The 18,463-nt window shown below is 69.6% G+C and carries 16 protein-coding genes and 2 tRNA genes; 12 read left to right on the top strand and 6 right to left on the bottom strand.

Annotated elements, in window-relative coordinates; translation table 11 throughout:
- Genes yidD through rpmH form a run of 3 tightly spaced genes read right to left on the bottom strand, consistent with a single transcriptional unit; the run spans position 1 to position 812 of the window.
- Positions 1 to 282 (bottom strand): membrane protein insertion efficiency factor YidD, encoded by a 282-nt coding sequence (gene yidD, locus ACZ6Y1_RS09325; RefSeq protein ID WP_075970728.1) that lies wholly within the window; start codon positions 280 to 282, stop codon positions 1 to 3.
- Positions 279 to 653 (bottom strand): ribonuclease P protein component, encoded by a 375-nt coding sequence (rnpA, locus tag ACZ6Y1_RS09320; RefSeq protein WP_376657827.1) that lies wholly within the window; start codon positions 651 to 653, stop codon positions 279 to 281. The genes yidD and rnpA overlap by 4 nt, the downstream gene beginning before the upstream one ends.
- Positions 654 to 674: 21 nt before the next feature.
- The gene (gene rpmH / locus ACZ6Y1_RS09315) at positions 675 to 812 is read right to left on the bottom strand and encodes a 50S ribosomal protein L34 (protein ID WP_018547628.1); all 138 of its coding nucleotides are present in this window, start codon (positions 810 to 812) and stop codon (positions 675 to 677) included.
- A 357-nt stretch (positions 813 to 1,169) separates the two neighbouring features.
- Between rpmH and dnaA the strand changes: the two genes are divergently transcribed.
- From dnaA to ACZ6Y1_RS09260, 11 genes are all read left to right on the top strand, one after another.
- A complete protein-coding gene (gene dnaA / locus ACZ6Y1_RS09310) occupies positions 1,170 to 2,945 on the top strand; it encodes a chromosomal replication initiator protein DnaA (RefSeq protein WP_469625303.1) in 1,776 nt (591 codons plus the stop codon).
- Between the two features lie 887 nt (positions 2,946 to 3,832).
- A complete protein-coding gene (dnaN, locus tag ACZ6Y1_RS09305) occupies positions 3,833 to 4,963 on the top strand; it encodes a DNA polymerase III subunit beta (RefSeq protein WP_469625301.1) in 1,131 nt (376 codons plus the stop codon).
- Positions 4,964 to 5,224: 261 nt separating this feature from the next.
- Positions 5,225 to 6,100 (top strand): phosphogluconate dehydrogenase (NAD(+)-dependent, decarboxylating), encoded by an 876-nt coding sequence (gene gnd, locus ACZ6Y1_RS09300; protein ID WP_469625298.1) that lies wholly within the window; start codon positions 5,225 to 5,227, stop codon positions 6,098 to 6,100.
- 87 nt (positions 6,101 to 6,187) lie between these two features.
- Positions 6,188 to 7,324: a DNA replication/repair protein RecF gene (gene recF, locus ACZ6Y1_RS09295; protein ID WP_469625296.1), complete on the top strand. Its 1,137-nt coding sequence runs from the start codon at positions 6,188 to 6,190 to the stop codon at positions 7,322 to 7,324.
- Positions 7,321 to 7,872, top strand: coding sequence for a DciA family protein (locus tag ACZ6Y1_RS09290; protein ID WP_469625294.1), 552 nt, complete (start codon positions 7,321 to 7,323; stop codon positions 7,870 to 7,872). The genes recF and ACZ6Y1_RS09290 overlap by 4 nt, the downstream gene beginning before the upstream one ends.
- Positions 7,873 to 8,362: 490 nt before the next feature.
- Positions 8,363 to 10,384, top strand: coding sequence for a DNA topoisomerase (ATP-hydrolyzing) subunit B (gene gyrB, locus ACZ6Y1_RS09285; RefSeq protein ID WP_469625737.1), 2,022 nt, complete (start codon positions 8,363 to 8,365; stop codon positions 10,382 to 10,384).
- A gap of 41 nt (positions 10,385 to 10,425) precedes the next feature.
- On the top strand, positions 10,426 to 13,038 hold the full coding sequence (gyrA, locus tag ACZ6Y1_RS09280) for a DNA gyrase subunit A (protein ID WP_469625291.1): 2,613 nt from the start codon (positions 10,426 to 10,428) through the stop codon (positions 13,036 to 13,038).
- Between the two features lie 3 nt (positions 13,039 to 13,041).
- Positions 13,042 to 13,662: a DUF3566 domain-containing protein gene (locus tag ACZ6Y1_RS09275; RefSeq protein ID WP_469625289.1), complete on the top strand. Its 621-nt coding sequence runs from the start codon at positions 13,042 to 13,044 to the stop codon at positions 13,660 to 13,662.
- A 100-nt stretch (positions 13,663 to 13,762) separates the two neighbouring features.
- Positions 13,763 to 13,836: transfer RNA gene (locus ACZ6Y1_RS09270), tRNA-Ile, on the top strand.
- A gap of 146 nt (positions 13,837 to 13,982) precedes the next feature.
- A complete protein-coding gene (locus ACZ6Y1_RS09265; protein ID WP_208809277.1) occupies positions 13,983 to 14,117 on the top strand; it encodes a DLW-39 family protein in 135 nt (44 codons plus the stop codon).
- Between the two features lie 122 nt (positions 14,118 to 14,239).
- Positions 14,240 to 15,550 (top strand): hypothetical protein, encoded by a 1,311-nt coding sequence (locus ACZ6Y1_RS09260; protein WP_469625287.1) that lies wholly within the window; start codon positions 14,240 to 14,242, stop codon positions 15,548 to 15,550.
- Here ACZ6Y1_RS09260 and ACZ6Y1_RS09255 read toward each other — a convergent pair.
- Together ACZ6Y1_RS09255 and ACZ6Y1_RS09250 are read right to left on the bottom strand one after the other, a co-directional pair.
- Positions 15,537 to 16,946 (bottom strand): serine/threonine-protein kinase, encoded by a 1,410-nt coding sequence (locus ACZ6Y1_RS09255; protein ID WP_469625285.1) that lies wholly within the window; start codon positions 16,944 to 16,946, stop codon positions 15,537 to 15,539. The two genes, ACZ6Y1_RS09260 and ACZ6Y1_RS09255, sit on opposite strands and share 14 nt — an antisense overlap.
- A 51-nt stretch (positions 16,947 to 16,997) precedes the next feature.
- Positions 16,998 to 17,546: a DNA-binding protein gene (locus ACZ6Y1_RS09250; RefSeq protein ID WP_469625283.1), complete on the bottom strand. Its 549-nt coding sequence runs from the start codon at positions 17,544 to 17,546 to the stop codon at positions 16,998 to 17,000.
- 161 nt (positions 17,547 to 17,707) lie between these two features.
- On the opposite strand from ACZ6Y1_RS09250, the gene ACZ6Y1_RS09245 reads away from it, so the two are divergent.
- Positions 17,708 to 17,780, top strand: a tRNA-Ala gene (locus ACZ6Y1_RS09245).
- 68 nt (positions 17,781 to 17,848) lie between these two features.
- On the opposite strand, the gene ACZ6Y1_RS09240 is transcribed toward ACZ6Y1_RS09245, so the two are convergent.
- Positions 17,849 to 18,385: a GNAT family N-acetyltransferase gene (locus ACZ6Y1_RS09240; protein ID WP_469625281.1), complete on the bottom strand. Its 537-nt coding sequence runs from the start codon at positions 18,383 to 18,385 to the stop codon at positions 17,849 to 17,851.
- Between the last annotated feature and the right edge of the window lie 78 nt (positions 18,386 to 18,463).

Below are 18,463 nucleotides of genomic sequence, written 5' to 3'. Positions count from 1 at the left end.
TCAGGCTCCTTGAGCATTGCGAGATCTACGCAACGCACTGCGCAGCTGCTCGTGCCAACGCGGGCGTTTACGGGGTGGGACATGATCCACACCACCCGGGGACCACGGATTGCACCGCAGGATCCGCCAGGCGGTCAGGACCGTCCCCTTCACCGCACCATGCCGGTCGATGGCCGTGTACCCGTAGTGCGAGCACGAGGGGTAATAGCGGCACACCGGCCCGAGCAGCGGACTGATCGTCCACTGGTACAGCTTGATCAAAGCGAGCAGCGGGTACTTCATCGAGCCACGCCTCCCAGAAGCCGCGCCAGAGCGGCATCCAGGTCCCGGGCGAGTTCGTCAGGGCCGGCATCACCCGCTCCGGGCAACGCTCGTACCACCACCAGGCTACCGGCGGGCAGCTGAGACAGCCGCTCCCGGACCAGATGACGCAGACGCCGCTTCACCCGGTTACGTATGACGGCGTTGCCGACAGCCTTGCTGACGACGAAACCCGCACGCGTCGAGGGATCGATCTCCCCCGGCCCGTGCGGGTCCGTTGCACCGCTTGTACGTAGGTGGACGACGAGGAGCGGGCGACCAGCCCGGCGTCCTCGGCGTACCGCGCTCGCGAAGTCCTCGCGCCGCCTCAGCCGATTCTCGGGAGACAGCACGACGTCACGATTTCCGCGTGATTACGCGGAAAGGGCGGCGCGGCCCTTGCTGCGACGGTTCGCCAGGATCGCGCGACCGGCACGGGTACGCATCCGGAGACGGAAGCCGTGGGTCTTGGCACGACGGCGGTTGTTCGGCTGGAAGGTGCGCTTGCTCACTCGGGGGCTCCAGAGAATGAATCGTTGTGGCGGGACATCGCCTGGCTGTCACCGTGCGCCCACGAGGAGAAACTCGCGTGTTCGCCCGAGTGGCACCGCTAAATGATCACGATCAGTGATCTTCGCCCATCGGTAGGCAGGCGGCAGCAGCCATCGACAACTCGACCTCGTTACGGTACGCGCGGCTACGCCATCCGGTCAAACCGAGCCGACCAGGCCCCACACTGTGCACAGGCTGTGGACAACGACTTGAACCGTACCCGTAGGCCTGACTACCGTTGCCTGATCCCGGATTTTTTGTCCCGACCGTCCCAAAGAACCACACATTCGTGGGACCCCTGTGAGAGAGCGTGCCCTGTGGCTGACGTACCTGCCGATCTTGCCGCAGTGTGGCCCAGGGTGCTCGAAAAGCTCCTCGGTGAGGGACAGCCGGGCATCGAGCCCAAGGACAAGCAGTGGGTCGAACGATGCCAGCCCCTGGCACTCGTCGCCGACACCGCGCTCCTCGCCGTCCCCAACGAGTGGGGAAAGCGGGTACTCGAAGGCCGGCTCGCCCCCCTGATCAGCGACGCGCTCAGCCGCGAGTGCGGCCGCCCCATCCGGATCGCCATCACCGTGGACGACTCGGCCGGCGAGCCCGCACCCTCCTCCCCGCCCGCCTCGCAGCCCGGCGGCTACGAGCCCTACGGCGGCCAGCGCCCCGGAAACGGCGACGACCAGCTCCCCACCGTCCGCCCCGCCTACCCGGAGTACCAGCAGCCGCGCCCCGAGCCCGGCGCCTGGCCCCGCGGCGGCCAGCAGGACGACTACGGCTGGCAGCAGCCCCGCCTCGGCGGCTTCCCCGAGCGCGACCCGTACGCCTCCCCGCAGCCGGGCTACCTCCAGCAGCCCGAGCCGCCCGCCTACGACCAGGGCAGCTACGAACCGCAGGGCAAGTACGAGCAGTCCCCGTACGACCAGTCGAAGTACGAACAGCCGGCGTACGAGCAGCAGCAGTACGAGCAGCAGTCCTACGAGCAGCCCGCCCCGCGCCAGGCCCCCGGCCGGCCCGCGCCGCCGCCGGCCCCGTCCGGCGGATCCACCTCGGGCCCGCTGGAGCCGACCGCCCGGCTCAACCCCAAGTACCTCTTCGACACCTTCGTCATCGGCGCCTCCAACCGCTTCGCGCACGCAGCCGCGGTGGCCGTCGCCGAGGCGCCCGCGAAGGCGTACAACCCCCTCTTCATCTACGGGGAGTCGGGACTCGGCAAGACGCACCTGCTGCACGCCATCGGGCACTACGCGCGCAGCCTCTACCCGGGCACCCGCGTGCGGTACGTGAGCTCCGAGGAGTTCACGAACGAGTTCATCAACTCCATCCGCGACGGCAAGGGCGACGCCTTCCGCAAGCGGTACCGCGAGATGGACATCCTGCTCGTCGACGACATCCAGTTCCTCGCGAGCAAGGAGTCGACGCAGGAGGAGTTCTTCCACACCTTCAACACGCTCCACAACGCCAACAAGCAGATCGTGCTCTCCTCCGACCGGCCGCCCAAGCAGCTCGTCACCCTCGAGGACCGGCTCCGCAACCGCTTCGAGTGGGGTCTGATCACGGACGTCCAGCCGCCCGAGCTGGAGACCCGCATCGCGATCCTGCGCAAGAAGGCCGTCCAGGAGCAGCTCAACGCCCCGCCGGAGGTGCTGGAGTTCATCGCCTCCCGGATCTCGCGCAACATCCGCGAGCTGGAGGGGGCGCTGATCCGGGTCACGGCCTTCGCGAGCCTGAACCGGCAGCCGGTCGACCTCGGCCTGACCGAGGACGTGCTGAAGAACCTGATCCCCGGCGGCGAGGACAGCGCGCCCGAGATCACCGCCACCGACATCATGGCGGCCACCGCGGACTACTTCGGGCTGACCGTGGAGGACCTGTGCGGTTCCTCGCGCAGCCGGGTGCTGGTCACCGCCCGCCAGATCGCCATGTACCTGTGCCGGGAGCTCACCGACCTGTCGCTGCCGAAGATCGGGGCCCAGTTCGGCGGCCGGGACCACACCACCGTCATGCACGCGGACCGCAAGATCCGGGCTCTGATGGCGGAGCGCCGCTCCATCTACAACCAGGTCACCGAGCTCACCAACCGCATCAAGAACGCCTGAGCGGAGCTTCGGCCGAGCCCGGGGGACGGGCCCGAGAGGGCTTCTGCAGGCTCTTCAAACGCATCGAGAGGGCGCTCCCGGACCACAACGGGGGCGCCCTTCTTCGTCCTTGCGCCCCCAGCCTGTTCGAATACGCCCCCTGAAGGCCAACTCATCCACAGATTCGGTGACTTTCTTCCGTCCACACCCTGGGGACGCCCCGCATCACCCACAATCTGTCCACAGGGCTCCGGGTTGAGGCCTCATCAGGGCAGGTCAGAACCCTGTGGAATTGTGCGCAAGCGTCATCCACAGGCTGTGGACAAGATTTTCATCCACAGGCCTGTCCACTACGTTGTCCACCGGTGACCCACAGGTTCGCGGGTCCTGTGCACAGGATCCGATGTCTTCTCCACACCGTTGTCCACTGTTCGGCAACGCGCCACCCCCTCTCACCGCCCGGAGTGAAAGGCGTCACACGGATGTGGACGTTTGGCTTGTGGAGTACCGGGGGAAAGCTGGGGACACACCTGTGGAGTAGTCGGGGGTCCCTGGGGACAGCCTGTGCAGAACTTTTCGTTCTCCACAGAGACACCGTGTTGTCCACCGGTGCCATCCACAGGCTGTGGGGATAAAAAACTGGTCCTGACCTGCGCGGACGAGGTTTTCCACCGTTTCCACAGGCCCTACTACTACCCCCATAGAGAGTTAGGCCGGTTTCGGTTTTCAAGCAGGTCCTGTGCACAACTCGCTCGGCGGCCCTCCCCGACACCTCGCTCCCGACTTGACCGCCGGCAGCAACGACTGTCGGCGCCGTACGTCAGACTGGTCCCCGGCATCGGTCGAGGCATCGACGGGCCGACGACGAAGGCCGGCAGACGAGCGAGCAACAGCAGGAGGCGGTTCCGGTGAAGATCCGGGTGGAGCGCGACGTACTCGCGGAGGCAGTGGCGTGGGCCGCACGCAGCCTCCCGGCCCGGCCGCCGGTGCCCGTTCTCGCGGGCCTGCTGCTGAAGGCCGAGGAGGGCCTGCTGTCCCTCTCCGGCTTCGACTACGAGGTCTCGGCCCGCGTCTCCGTCGAGGCGGACGTGGAGGAGGACGGCACCGTCCTCGTCTCCGGCCGGCTGCTCGCCGACATCTGCCGCGCCCTCCCCAACCGGCCCGTGGAGATTTCCACAGACGGTGTACGGGCGACCGTGGTCTGTGGCTCCTCGCGGTTCACACTCCACACCCTGCCTGTGGAGGAGTACCCGGCGCTGCCGCAGATGCCGACCGCGACCGGCACCGTGCCCGGTGAGGTCTTCGCCTCCGCGGCCGCGCAGGTCGCCATCGCCGCCGGACGCGACGACACGCTGCCCGTGCTGACCGGCGTCCGCATCGAGATCGAGGGCGACCGCGTCACCCTGGCCTCGACCGACCGCTACCGCTTCGCGGTCCGCGAGTTCCTGTGGAAGCCGGAGAACCCGGACGCCTCCGCCGTGGCCCTGGTGCCCGCGAAGACGCTCCTCGACACCGCCAAGTCGCTGACCAGCGGTGACACGGTCACCCTGGCGCTCTCCGGCTCGGGCGCGGGCGAGGGCCTCATCGGTTTCGAGGGCGCGGGCCGCCGCACCACCACCCGTCTCCTCGAGGGCGACCTGCCGAAGTACCGCACGCTGTTCCCGACGGAGTTCAACTCCATCGCCGTGATCGAGACCGCCCCGTTCGTGGAGGCCGTCAAGCGAGTGGCCCTGGTCGCCGAGCGCAACACCCCGGTCCGCCTGAGCTTCGAGCAGGGCGTGCTGATCCTGGAAGCCGGTTCCAGCGACGACGCACAGGCTGTGGAGCGCGTCGACGCCACGCTGGAGGGCGACGACATCTCGATCGCCTTCAACCCGACCTTCCTGCTGGACGGCCTGAGCGCGATCGACTCGCCGGCCGCTCAGCTGAGCTTCACCACGTCCACGAAGCCGGCACTGCTCAGCGGCCGCCCGGCGGTCGACGCGGAGGCGGACGAGGCGTACAAGTACCTGATCATGCCGGTGCGTCTGTCCGGCTGACGCGCTCACGTCGGGCCCGGTCTCGCCGTCTGCGGGGCCGGGCCCGACGGCGTCCGCCCCCGTACGGGTTCCACCGGCGGCCGGTGCCCGTGCCTGACCTCGTACGACGCCTCCCGGAGCCGGTTCGCCCACCTGGGAGCGCCCGTGGGGCCGGGCGGCACACCCCGGCGTAGGCTCGGATCCGGTGGGCGGCCCGCGTGTTCGTGAGAACACGGTCGGGAGCCCCGGCACAGACGGCCACAACGCGTAAGGAACCACCTGATGGAGCTTGGTCTCGTCGGTCTCGGCAAGATGGGCGGCAACATGCGCGAGCGCATCCGCCGCGCAGGCCACACCGTCATCGGATACGACCGCAACCCGGACCTCGCCGATGTCCACAGCCTGCGGGAACTTGTGGACAGCCTGCAGGCCCCCCGCGTCGTGTGGGTGATGGTCCCGGCGGGTGCGGCGACGCAGTCCACGATCGACGAGCTCGCCGAGCTGCTCTCGATCGGCGACATCGTCGTCGACGGCGGCAACTCCCGCTGGACCGACGACGAGAAGCACGCCAAGGAGCTGGCGGCCAAGGGCATCGGCTTCGTCGACTGCGGTGTCTCCGGTGGTGTCTGGGGCCTGGAGAACGGCTACGCGCTGATGTACGGCGGCGAGAAGGACCACGTCGCGCGGGTCCAGCCGGTCTTCGACGCCCTCAAGCCGGAGGGCGACTTCGGCGCCGTGCACGCCGGCAAGGTGGGTGCGGGCCACTTCGCGAAGATGGTCCACAACGGTATCGAGTACGCCATGATGCAGGCCTACGCCGAGGGCTGGGAGCTGCTGGAGAAGGTGGACTCGGTCACCGACGTCCGCGAGGTCTTCCGTTCCTGGCAGGAGGGGACGGTCATCCGTTCCTGGCTGCTGGACCTGGCCGTGAACGCCCTCGACGAGGACGAGCACCTGGAGCGGCTCAAGGGCTTCGCGCAGGACTCGGGTGAGGGACGCTGGACGGTGGAGGCGGCGATCGACAACGCCGTGCCGCTGCCGGCGATCACGGCCTCGCTGTTCGCGCGGTTCGCGTCGCGTCAGGAAGACTCCCCGCAGATGAAGATGATCGCGGCGCTGCGAAACCAGTTCGGCGGCCACGCGGTCGAGAAGAAGTAGTCCACCGCTTCACCGCTTCACGACAGCACCACAGCACAACAGCACCACAGAGCAGAGCAGCAGGAAGCCGGGGGAGGTCGGCGCCGTATGCATGTTTCGCATCTCTCGTTGGCCGACTTCCGCTCGTACGCCCGGGCCGAGGTTCCCCTCGACCCGGGCGTCACGGCTTTCGTGGGTCCCAACGGCCAGGGCAAGACCAACCTCGTCGAGGCGATCGGCTATCTGGCGACGCTGGGCAGCCACCGGGTCGCCTCGGACGCCCCGCTCGTGCGGATGGGGGCGGACCGGGCGATCGTCCGCGCCGCCGTCGTCCAGGGCGAGCGGCAGCAGCTGGTGGAGCTGGAGCTGAATCCGGGGCGGGCGAACCGGGCCCGGATCAACCGGTCCTCGCAGGTCAGGCCGCGGGATGTGCTGGGGATCGTACGGACGGTGCTGTTCGCGCCGGAGGACCTGGCGCTGGTGAAGGGCGATCCGGGGGAGCGCCGCCGGTTCCTGGACGAGCTCGTCACGGCGCGCTCGCCGCGGATGGCGGGTGTCCGGTCGGACTACGAGCGGGTGCTCAAGCAGCGGAACACGCTGCTGAAGTCGGCGGCGATGGCCCGTCGGCACGGGGGCCGGTCGATGGACCTGTCGACCCTGGACGTGTGGGACCAGCACCTGGCGCGGGCGGGTGCGGAGCTGCTGGCGCAGCGGCTGGATCTGATCGGGACGCTGCTGCCGCTGGCGGACAAGGCGTACGAGCAGCTGGCGCCCGGGGGCGGCCCGCTGGGGCTGGCGTACAGGTCCTCCGCGGGCGAGGCGGTGGACAGTGGTGCGGCGCGGACCCGCGATGCGTTGTACGAGGTGCTGCTGGCGGCGCTGGGCGAGGTGCGCAAGCAGGAGATCGAGCGCGGGGTGACCCTGGTGGGGCCGCACCGGGACGACGTGGTGCTGCGGCTGAAGGAGCTGCCGGCGAAGGGGTACGCGAGTCATGGGGAGTCGTGGTCGTACGCGCTGGCGCTGCGGCTGGCCTCCTACGAGCTGCTGCGCTCGGAGGGTGCGGAGCCGGTGCTGATCCTGGACGACGTGTTCGCGGAGCTGGACGCTCGGCGCCGGGAGCGGCTGGCGGAGCTGGTGGCCGGGGGCGAGCAGGTGCTGGTGACCGCGGCTGTGGACGATGACGTTCCGGGTGTGCTGGTGGGGGCGCGGTTCGGGGTGTCCGGCGGTGAGGTGACCCGGCTGTGAGCGGTCAGGACGGCGAGCGGGGCGGCGGGGGCCAGGAGCCGCGCAGGGCGGCGGAGCCTTCCGGTGTGGATCTGGCGCGGCAGGCGCTGGCGGCGGCGCGGGAGCAGGCGCGGGCCCGGGGCAACGCGGCGGGCGGGAAGAAGCGGCATCAGGGTCCGGGGCTGCGTTCGGGGGCGCGTGCGGACGGCCGGGATCCGATGCCGTTGATGGCCGCGCTGGACCGGCTGCGCACGGAGCGGGGCTGGGAGATGCCGATGGCGGTGGCGGGCGTGATGGAGCGCTGGCCGGAGATCGTCGGTCCGGAGATCGCGGCGCACTGTGAACCGGAGCGGTACGAGGACCGTGAACTGGTCGTGCGGTGTGATTCCTCGGCGTGGGCGGCGCAGCTGAAGCTGCTGGCGCCGCAGCTGGTGGCGCGGCTGAACGCGGATCTGGGGCAGGGGACGGTGCGGGTTCTTCTCGTACGGGGGCCCGGGGGCGGCCGGCCCAAGGGGTACGGGCCGTGGCGGGCGCCGGGGTCCACGGGTCCGGGGGACACGTACGGGTAGCCGCCGGGGGCTGGGCTCGGCTGCGCCGAGATTCCGGGGCTCTGCCCCGGCTCCCGTTCCTCGAACGCCGGAGGGTCTGGATTCGCCCCCCGGCGGCCGGACGGCGTCGGCGGTGGCGGCTTCGCTGTCGGCGGGGCTGGTTCGCGCCTGGGCGAGACCTGTTTCGGATGGGGACGGGGCCGGGTTTGAGACGGGGTGGGGTGGGATTCGGCCTGTGGTGCGGGTGGTGTCCCTCACGGTAGTGGGAGGTTGACAGGCCGAAGCGCTGGATGCCCGTGTGAGCCTCTTTGAGCCCCTTCCCGGATATGGGGAGTCGGAGAGTGGCGGTTCAGGGCGGCACATGCGGACTCAGGTACCGGCAAACCCCCATTCATGTCCGTGGTACCGGTAGACTGGAGGAGAATCCCGCCCGCTCGCGGGATCACGCAGACAACGCAGATCGACGCGGCCGCTCCTCCGGCGCACACGCTGGTCCGGAGTACGGGCTGCGCTGTGCCAGAAAGGGCGCTTCGTGGCCGATTCCGGCGACTCCAACGAGAAGAATTACGACGCCAGTGCGATCCAGGTCCTCGAGGGCCTGGACGCGGTCCGCAAGCGGCCGGGTATGTACATCGGCTCGACGGGTGAGCGTGGTCTTCACCACCTCGTCTACGAGGTCGTCGACAACTCGGTCGACGAGGCGCTGGCCGGGCACGCCGACACCATCGACGTGACGATCCTCGCCGACGGCGGGGTGCGCGTGGTCGACAACGGTCGCGGTATCCCGGTCGGCATCGTGCCGTCCGAGGGCAAGCCGGCCGTCGAGGTCGTCCTGACCGTCCTGCACGCGGGCGGCAAGTTCGGCGGCGGCGGTTACGCCGTCTCCGGCGGTCTGCACGGTGTCGGTGTGTCCGTCGTGAACGCCCTGTCGACCAAGGTCGCGGTCGAGGTCAGGACGGACGGCCACCGCTGGACCCAGGACTACAAGCTGGGTGTGCCGACGGCGCCGCTGGCCAAGCACGAGGAGACCGACGAGCACGGCACGTCGGTGACGTTCTGGGCCGACGGCGACATCTTCGAGACCACCGAGTACTCCTTCGAGACGCTGTCGCGGCGCTTCCAGGAAATGGCCTTCCTCAACAAGGGCCTGACCCTGACGCTGACCGACGAGCGGGAGTCGGCGAAGGCCACGGCGGGCGCGGACGACCCGGACGCGGACACGGCCGAGCCGCAGGCGCGGACGGTCAAGTACTACTACGAGGGCGGCATCGTCGACTTCGTGAAGTACCTGAACTCGCGCAAGGGCGACCTGATCCACCCGACGGTCATCGACGTCGAGGCCGAGGACAAGGAGCGGATGCTCTCGGTCGAGATCGCGATGCAGTGGAACTCGCAGTACACGGAGGGCGTGTACTCCTTCGCGAACACGATCCACACGCATGAGGGCGGTACGCACGAGGAGGGCTTCCGTGCGGCGCTGACGGGTCTGGTGAACCGCTACGCGCGCGACAAGAAGCTGCTGCGCGAGAAGGACGACAACCTCGCCGGTGAGGACATCCGCGAGGGTCTGACGGCGATCATCTCGGTGAAGCTGGGCGAGCCCCAGTTCGAGGGCCAGACGAAGACCAAGCTGGGCAACACCGAGGCGAAGACCTTCGTGCAGAAGGTCGTCCACGAGCACCTGAACGACTGGTTCGACCGGAACCCGGTCGAGGCCGCGGACATCGTCCGCAAGGCCATCCAGGCGGCCACGGCGCGGGTCGCGGCCCGCAAGGCGCGTGACCTGACGCGCCGCAAGGGTCTGCTGGAGTCGGCCTCGCTGCCGGGCAAGCTGTCGGACTGCCAGTCGAACGACCCGACCAAGTGCGAGATCTTCATCGTCGAGGGTGACTCCGCCGGCGGTTCGGCCAAGTCCGGCCGCAACCCGATGTACCAGGCCATCCTGCCGATCCGCGGCAAGATCCTGAACGTCGAGAAGGCGCGTATCGACAAGATCCTCCAGAACACCGAGGTCCAGGCGCTGATCAGTGCCTTCGGTACCGGTGTGCACGAGGACTTCGACATCGAGAAGCTCCGCTATCACAAGATCATCCTGATGGCGGACGCCGACGTCGACGGCCAGCACATCAACACCCTGCTGCTGACCTTCCTGTTCCGCTTCATGCGGCCGCTGGTCGAGGCCGGTCACGTGTACCTGTCCCGTCCGCCGCTGTACAAGATCAAGTGGGGCCGCGACGACTTCGAGTACGCGTACTCGGACCGCGAGCGCGACGCCCTGGTCGAGCTCGGCAAGCAGAACGGCAAGCGGATCAAGGAAGACTCGATCCAGCGCTTCAAGGGTCTGGGCGAGATGAACGCCGAGGAGCTGCGCGTCACCACCATGGACGTCGACCACCGCGTGCTCGGCCAGGTGACGCTGGACGACGCGGCTCAGGCCGACGACCTGTTCTCGGTGCTGATGGGTGAGGACGTCGAGGCGCGGCGCTCCTTCATCCAGCGCAACGCCAAGGACGTCCGCTTCCTCGACATCTGAGTCGGTCCCTGCTGACCGCCTGAAAGGATCTTTGACCAGCGATGGCCGACGAAAACACTCCCACCGCCGAGAACACCGAAGAGGAGCAGCCGCAGGTGCGGATCGAGCCCGTCGGGCTCGAGACGGAGATGCAGCGCTCCTACCTCGACTACGCGATGTCCGTCATCGTCTCGCGTGCGCTGCCCGACGTGCGGGACGGTCTCAAGCCCGTCCACCGTCGTGTGCTGTACGCGATGTACGACGGCGGTTACCGGCCCGAGAAGGGCTTCTACAAGTGCGCCCGCGTCGTCGGTGACGTCATGGGCACGTACCACCCGCACGGTGACTCCTCGATCTACGACGCCCTGGTCCGCCTGGCGCAGCCGTGGTCGATGCGGATGCCGCTGGTGGACTCCAACGGCAACTTCGGCTCCCCGGGCAACGACCCGGCGGCGGCGATGCGCTACACCGAGTGCAAGCTGATGCCGCTGGCCATGGAGATGCTCCGGGACATCGACGAGGAGACCGTCGACTTCCAGGACAACTACGACGGCCGCAACCAGGAGCCGACGGTCCTGCCGGCGCGCATCCCGAACCTGCTGGTGAACGGCTCCGCCGGTATCGCCGTGGGTATGGCGACGAACATCCCGCCGCACAACCTGCGCGAGGTCGCGGCCGGTGCCCAGTGGGCGCTGGAGCACCCGCAGGCCACGCACGAGGAGCTGCTGGACGCGCTCATCGAGCGGATCAAGGGCCCGGACTTCCCGACCGGTGCGCTGGTCGTGGGCCGCAAGGGCATCGAGGAGGCGTACCGGACGGGGCGCGGCTCCATCACGATGCGCGCGGTGGTCGCGGTCGAGGAGATCCAGAACCGCCAGTGCCTGGTGGTGACGGAGCTTCCGTACCAGGTGAATCCGGACAACCTGGCGCAGAAGATCGCGGACCTGGTGAAGGACGGGAAGATCGGCGGTATCGCCGACGTCCGTGACGAGACCTCGTCGCGTACGGGTCAGCGCCTGGTGATCGTGCTCAAGCGCGACGCCGTGGCCAAGGTCGTGCTGAACAACCTGTACAAGCACACCGACCTGCAGACGAACTTCGGCGCGAACATGCTGGCGCTGGTGGACGGTGTGCCGCGCACGCTGTCGATCGACGCGTTCATCCGGCACTGGGTGCAGCACCAGATCGAGGTCGTCGTCCGGCGTACGCGCTTCCGGCTGCGCAAGGCGGAGGAGCGCGCGCACATCCTGCGCGGTCTGCTGAAGGCGCTGGACGCGATCGACGAGGTCATCGCGCTGATCCGGCGCAGCAATACGGTCGAGATCGCGCGCGAGGGCCTGATGGGCCTGCTGGAGATCGACGAGATCCAGGCGAACGCGATCCTGGAGATGCAGCTGCGGCGTCTGGCGGCGCTGGAGCGGCAGAAGATCGTCGCGGAGCACGACGAGCTCCAGGCCAAGATCAACGAGTACAACGCGATCCTGGCCTCGGAGGAGCGCCAGCGTTCGATCGTGAGCGAGGAACTGGCGGCGATCGTCGAGAAGTTCGGCGACGACCGGCGGTCCAAGCTGGTGCCCTTCGACGGTGACATGTCCATCGAGGACCTGATCGCCGAGGAGGACATCGTCGTCACGATCACGCACGGCGGTTACGTCAAGCGGACCAAGACCGAGGACTACCGCTCGCAGAAGCGCGGCGGCAAGGGCGTGCGCGGTACGAAGCTGAAGCAGGACGACCTGGTCGACCACTTCTTCGTGTCCACGACGCACCACTGGCTGCTGTTCTTCACGAACAAGGGCCGGGTCTACCGGTCCAAGGCGTACGAGCTCCCGGACGCCGGCCGTGACGCGCGCGGGCAGCACGTGGCGAACCTGCTGGCCTTCCAGCCGGACGAGAAGATCGCGCAGATCCTCGCGATCCGCGACTACGAGGCGGCGCCCTACCTGATCCTGGCCACCAAGGGCGGCCTGGTGAAGAAGACGGCGCTCAAGGACTACGACTCCCCCCGTTCGGGTGGCGTGATCGCGATCAACCTCCGGGAGACCGAGGACGGCAGCGACGACGAGCTGATCGGCGCGGAGCTGGTGTCGGCCGAGGACGACCTGCTGCTGATCAGCAAGAAGGCGCAGTCGATCCGCTTCACGGCGACCGACGACGCGCTGCGTCCGATGGGGCGTGCGACGTCCGGCGTGAAGGGCATGAGTTTCCGCGAGGGTGACGAACTGCTCTCCATGAGCGTGGTCCGGCCCGGTACGTTCGTCTTCACCGCGACCGACGGCGGCTATGCCAAGCGGACGCCGGTCGACGAGTACCGCGTCCAGGGTCGCGGCGGTCTGGGTATCAAGGCCGCGAAGATCGTGGAGGACCGCGGGTCCCTCGTGGGCGCGCTCGTGGTGGACGAAAGCGACGAAATCCTCGCAATCACCCTCAGCGGTGGTGTGATTCGTACGCGCGTCAACGAAGTCAGGGAGACCGGCCGTGACACGATGGGCGTCCAGCTGATCAACCTGGGCAAGAAAGATGCCGTGGTGGGCATCGCTCGTAACGCCGAAGCGGGCCAGGAGGCCGACGAGGCGGACGAGACCGAGACCGACACTGGGACCGAGGCGGCCGAAGCACAGGCCGCCGAGGCCGCCGAGGGCACGCAGCCTTCGGTCGGGGAGCACGAGGAGTAAGTCGTGAGTGGAGCCACGGGCGCCGGACCGGCCAAGACTGGAGCGAACGGTGCCCGTGGCCCCGCCGCGGACTCCCAGGGGGGAACCGTGACGGACACCCGAGAACCGAAGCCGGCCGCCGGCGCGGGTCCGGCGCAGCCGCCGTACCAGCCGCCGCAGGCGTACACGGCCCCCCAGGGCCCCGGCGCGCCGCGGACCGGCGAGGGTCCCTCGGCGCAGCGCAAGCCGCGCACAGGGGTCCGTACGGCCCCCAGGACGCGCAAGGCGCGCCTGCGGGTGGCCAAGGCCGACCCGTGGTCGGTGATGAAGGTCAGTTTCCTGCTGTCGATCGCGCTGGGCGTCTGCACGATCGTGGCCGCCGCGGTGCTGTGGATGGTCATGGACGCGATGGGCGTCTTCTCGACCGTCGGCGGCACGATCAGCGAGGCGACCGGTTCGAACGAGAGCAACGGCTTCGACCTGCAGTCGTTCCTGTCGCTGCCGCGCGTCCTGATCTTCACGTCGGTGATCGCGGTCATCGACGTGGTGCTGGCGACGGCGCTGGCCACGCTCGGCGCGTTCATCTACAACCTGTCGGCGGGCTTCGTCGGTGGTGTGGAGCTGACGCTCGCCGAGGACGAATGACCTGCGCAGACGCTGCGTGAGAACCGATTTTGGAGCTACCGCGTCTGTGCGCTAATCTTCAGGAGTCAGCGCGCAGCGCGGGAGCGCAGCGAAGGCGGATGGGGCTATAGCTCAGTTGGTTAGAGCGCATCCCTGATAAGGATGAGGCCACAGGTTCAAATCCTGTTAGCCCCACAGTGTCGAAGACCCCCAGGCCCAAGGCCTGGGGGTCTTCGCCGTTGGGCCAGTTGGTGGTCCGCCAGGTCACCGAACGGTATCGGTCCCTGTGTATTGTTGGGCGTCAGGAAGTCCCCTACGTCAACGAAAGACGAGGTCGCGCGGTGAAGAAGCTGCTCCTGGTCGCACTGGCCGCCATCGGCGGGCTCCTCGTGTACCGCCAGATCCAGGCGGACCGCGCCGAGCAGGACCTGTGGACGGAGGCAACCGACTCCGTGCCCTCTGGTTCCGGTGTGTGAGACCGAAGGCTGATCCCATGAAGCCCCGGCTGCCGCTGCGGCCGGGGCTTTGTGCTGTTCTGTGACGAAAACTTCCGTTATGCAAAGATTTGGCTTGCGCTGGCAAACTCGGGGTGGGCGTAGTGGACCGGTTGCGGACGACGACGGTGGCAGCGGCCCTGTGCCTGGCGGTGCCGGCGGCTCTGCCGGGTGAGGCGCACGCCGCCCCGGTACCCCAGCCGCTGCCGTCCTACCGCCCCGCCGACGGCGCGAAAGCCGTCGAGGGCAAGCCCTCCACCGCCGACGCCCCGCAGATCGCCGCCGGGAACGTCTACACGGACCGGATCGCCCCCGGTGAGCGCGTCTACCGGCTCGTGCTCGAGCAGGACCAGTCGAACGTGTACGTCTCCGCGGTGGCGCGACCCGCCGCCGGGGCCAAGGTCTCCTACGGCGACGGCATCGAGGTGGAGATCATGACCACCGCCGGGCGTTCCTGCCCGGGCTCCGCGGGCCGCGCCGGCTTCGGCTACGACCCGGTGCCGATCAGCGCCGTCGGGGTGCGGTGGGGCGCCGAGGACCTCGACTGCGCGCCGGGCGGCGTCTACTACGTCAAGGTCACCCGCACCTCGTCCAAGGGCTCCGACCCCCGCGAGTGGCCGCTCGAACTGCGGGTGCAGCGCGAGCCGGGGCGCGGCCCCGGCGGCCCCACGGCCGCACCCAGCGCCTGGCCCTCGGGGGCAGCGCCGCTGCCCGGCACCGAGGCGGTGGGACGCAGCGGCGGCAGCGGGTTCAACGACGCCCGGGCGCTGGGCGGCGGGGTGTGGCGCGACGAGCTGCGGGCGGGGCAGACCCGCTGGTACCGGGTGCCGCTGGACTGGGGACAGCAACTGCAGCTCGGGGCGGAGCTGTCCGCGGCCACCATGACCAAGCCGTCCGGCTCGGCCTCGGGCGGGCTCGTCGTCTCGCTGTACAGCCCCTTCCGGGGGCTGGTCTCGGAGAAGGACACCTCCTACGACGGCAGGCAGGCCGGGGTCACCCTGGGGAGGACCCCGCCCGTGGCCTACGAGAACCGCTTCTCCAGCGACAGGGACGTGCAGCACGCCTCGATCGCCGGCTGGTACTACGTCGCGGTCACCATGGGCGCGAAGACCGCCGAGTTCACCGCGGACGGGACGACGGTCCCGCTGACCCTGCGCCTGGACGTCACCGGGACTCCGGGCAAGGCGCCCGCGTACAAGGAGGACCCGGCCGCCGGCGGCTTCGGGGTGGGGGCGCCGGACCGGGAGGCCGCAAGGGCGGGGCTGACGGCCCCGGAGGCCGCGGACGCCGCGGACCGCGCCTCGGTGATGCGGGTGGTGGCCGGGGCCGGTTTCGGGACCGGGACGGTGCTGCTGCTGGTGCTGGGCGGCTGGATCCTGCTCGGCCGGCGGGGACGCCGCACTACATCTGAGTGAGGGCCCAGACGCCGGTCGCGAAGCAGAGCAGTGCGGCGGCGAGCAGTGCGGCGACGGCCTTCGGCCGCGGCGGGGCGATACCGGTCCGGCGCGGCGGCGGGGCGGCGGGGGAATGCGGCACCGGTGCGGTCGGCGGCTGGAGGTGGAAGCTCCCCGTCGGGGAGGGGCCGTACGCGGTGGCCTGGGCGGGGAGTTGGGGCGGGGCGACCGCGTATTCGTACGGGGCCCCGGGCGGAGGCCCGAACCCGGAGGCGGCCGTCGGCGCCTGCGCGGGACCGGCCGGGTACGGGGCGGTGGATGCCGCGGGCACCGGGGCCGCGGGCACCGGGGCCGGGAGCGTGGCCCGGCCGCGCGGGTCGGCGGGAGCGGGGTCCGCGCCCGCCGTGGTGGAGCCGGGGCCCGCGCCGGGGGTGGTCGGTGGGGGCGCGGCCGCCGTGGCGGGGCCCGGGGCGGTCAGCGGGGCGGCGGCGCCCGCCAGGCCCGCCGTCGGGGCCTCGGGAGTGACCGCCGCGGTGCTCCGCGGCCCGTCGGGGCCGAAACCGGCCGGGAGCGGACCGAGTTGGTCGAAGACCTCCACCGGCTCCTCGTCCGGGGCGGACGGCGCAAGCAGTTCCACGGCCTCGGCAAGGGCCTTGCGCGCCCCCGTGGCCGTCTTGAACCGGCTGCCGGGGTCCGGCTGCAGCAGCGCGGCGAGGACCTCCCACAGCGGCGCCGGGACGCCTTCGGGGGCGCCCGGGGTCCCGTGGGCGAGGAAACGCTCCACCAGGGCCTGGGAGTCGGGCTTGCGGCCCTGCAACAAGTACAGGCCGACCAGTCCGACGGCGAAGAGGTCCGCGGGGAAGTCGGGCTCCGCACCGAGGAGTTGTTCGGGCGCGAAGTAACCGGGCGTGCCGACGACGTAGTTGGTCTCGGTCAGCCTCGGCTCGCCCTTGCGCATGGAGATGCCGAAGTCGGACAGCCGCAGGTGCGGCCGCCCGGTTCCGGTGGCCTCCATCAGGATGTTGGCCGGTTTGATGTCGCGGTGCACGACACCTTCCGCGTGCACCGCGGCCAGGCCCGACAGGAGCTGGTCGAGCAGGGCGCACACGAAGCGGGGCGGCAGGGGACCGTAGTCCCCGATCACATGGGCGAGGGAGCCGCCACCGACCAGGTCCATGGTGAACAGGACCTTGTCGTCGTCGGCCGCCCAGCTGGCCGGGGCGAGGACGTGCGGGTGATCGATGCGCAGGGCCTGTTCCCGCACGAACCGCAACAGGGTGTGGGCATCGCTCTGCAGCAGGACCTTCGCGGCGACGTACCGGCGGCGGCGGTGGTCCCAGGCCCGCCACACGGCGCCCGCGCCACCGCGTCCGATCGGATCCGTCAGCTCGTACCGGCCGGCGAAGATCTCACCCATCGCTGCGCCCGTCCCCCGTCACCCGTTGTGGCTTGTCCGGCTGCCCGTCCGTCAGTTCTGGTGCGCCTCGTAGTGGGCGACCGCGTCGGCGGTACGGCCCGCTCCGTACACCCGGAGGAACTCTGCCAGCTCCGGATGGCTGGGGGCGAGGGAGTCCGCAGCGTCGATTATGTCGCCGGCGGCGGAGACCGAGCGCAGCAGGGACTGGATTTCGCGGACGACCCGCTTGACGGTGGGAGCGCCAGAACTGGTGGTCGTCTGACCGCTGTTGCTGAGGACGGAACCGCCCTGGGTCTTCTTGATCTCGTCCATCCGGTCGGTGGCCTCCACGGCGCTGACGCTTCCGTCGGCCACCTGGCCGGCGAGATCCTGGAGTGCCTGGACGCGCTGCACGACCGCAGGGTTGCCGATCTTGGCGCGCTGGCCGCTCATCAGCTGGGACAGCATGGGTGCCGACAGTCCGAGCACCGCAGCGAGGCGCGCCTGGTTCAGGCCGAGGTCATCTATGAGCCGGCGGAAGAGCGCTCCGAGCGGCTCTCCGTACCAACTGCGCTGAAGCTCTCTGGCTCTGGCCGTGGCCTCTTGCTGAACAGCGTCCACTCTTACTACTCCCCTTCGCTGGTGCGAACCTCGCGAGCATCTTACGGAGAGTGGTCGCGGGGCGGGAGTCCCTATCATTTTGCGAGATGAGGGGGTACACCCGGTACTCTGTTCTGCGGAACGACCCCGTTTTTTCGGGGGACAGGTGCGTCCAGTTCCGAGGGGCCTTAGCTCAGTTGGTAGAGCGCTGCCTTTGCAAGGCAGATGTCAGGAGTTCGAATCTCCTAGGCTCCACCGCCAGAGACCTCCCCGACCTGCGGAAACGCGGTCGGGGAGGTCTTTTTCGCGTGGCCGGGCCTTGGTCACCGGGCCGGGAGGAGCTCGATCCAGTAGCGGCGCTTGGGGCCGATCAGGGTCTCGCGGAGGTCCTCCAGGACCCCGCCGTTCGCCTCGATCGTGCGTACGGAGGCGGTGTTGTCCGGGTCGCAGGTCAGCAGGACCCGGTCCAGTCCCAGCAGCCGTGCCTCGTACAGGACCTCGCCCAGCGCCCAGCGGGCCAGTCCCCGCCCGCGTGCGGAGGGGCGGACGCTGTAACCGATGTGGCCGCCCGCGTCGAGCAGGAAGGCGTTGAGGTAGTGCCGCAGGTCGATGGCGCCCAGGTAGGTGTCGCCTTCGGCGATCCACCAGTACGTCGCGTGGACGCGGCCCGGTTCGAGGGGCGCCGTGCGGTCGGACTGGAGGCGCAGCTTCCCCACCCAGGCCGCGAACCCCTCGGCGCTGTCCACGTCGTCGTCGGAGCCGAGTCCGGCCCCGTCCATGTGGGCGTCTGGACCCCACTCCTTCTGTGCGGCGAGCCAGGAGGAGTGCAGCCGGGGAGTGGGGGTGACGAGTTCGGGCATGCTCCGGACCATAACTCCGGCCGGTGTTTCACGTGAAACACGGGCCGGTTTCACGTGAAACATCGGTTTCACGTGAAA

This window comes from Streptomyces sp. NPDC053432 (assembly GCF_055585365.1).
The sequence above is the reverse complement of the archived record's forward strand: the minus strand, read 5'-3'. Positions and strand labels throughout refer to the sequence as shown.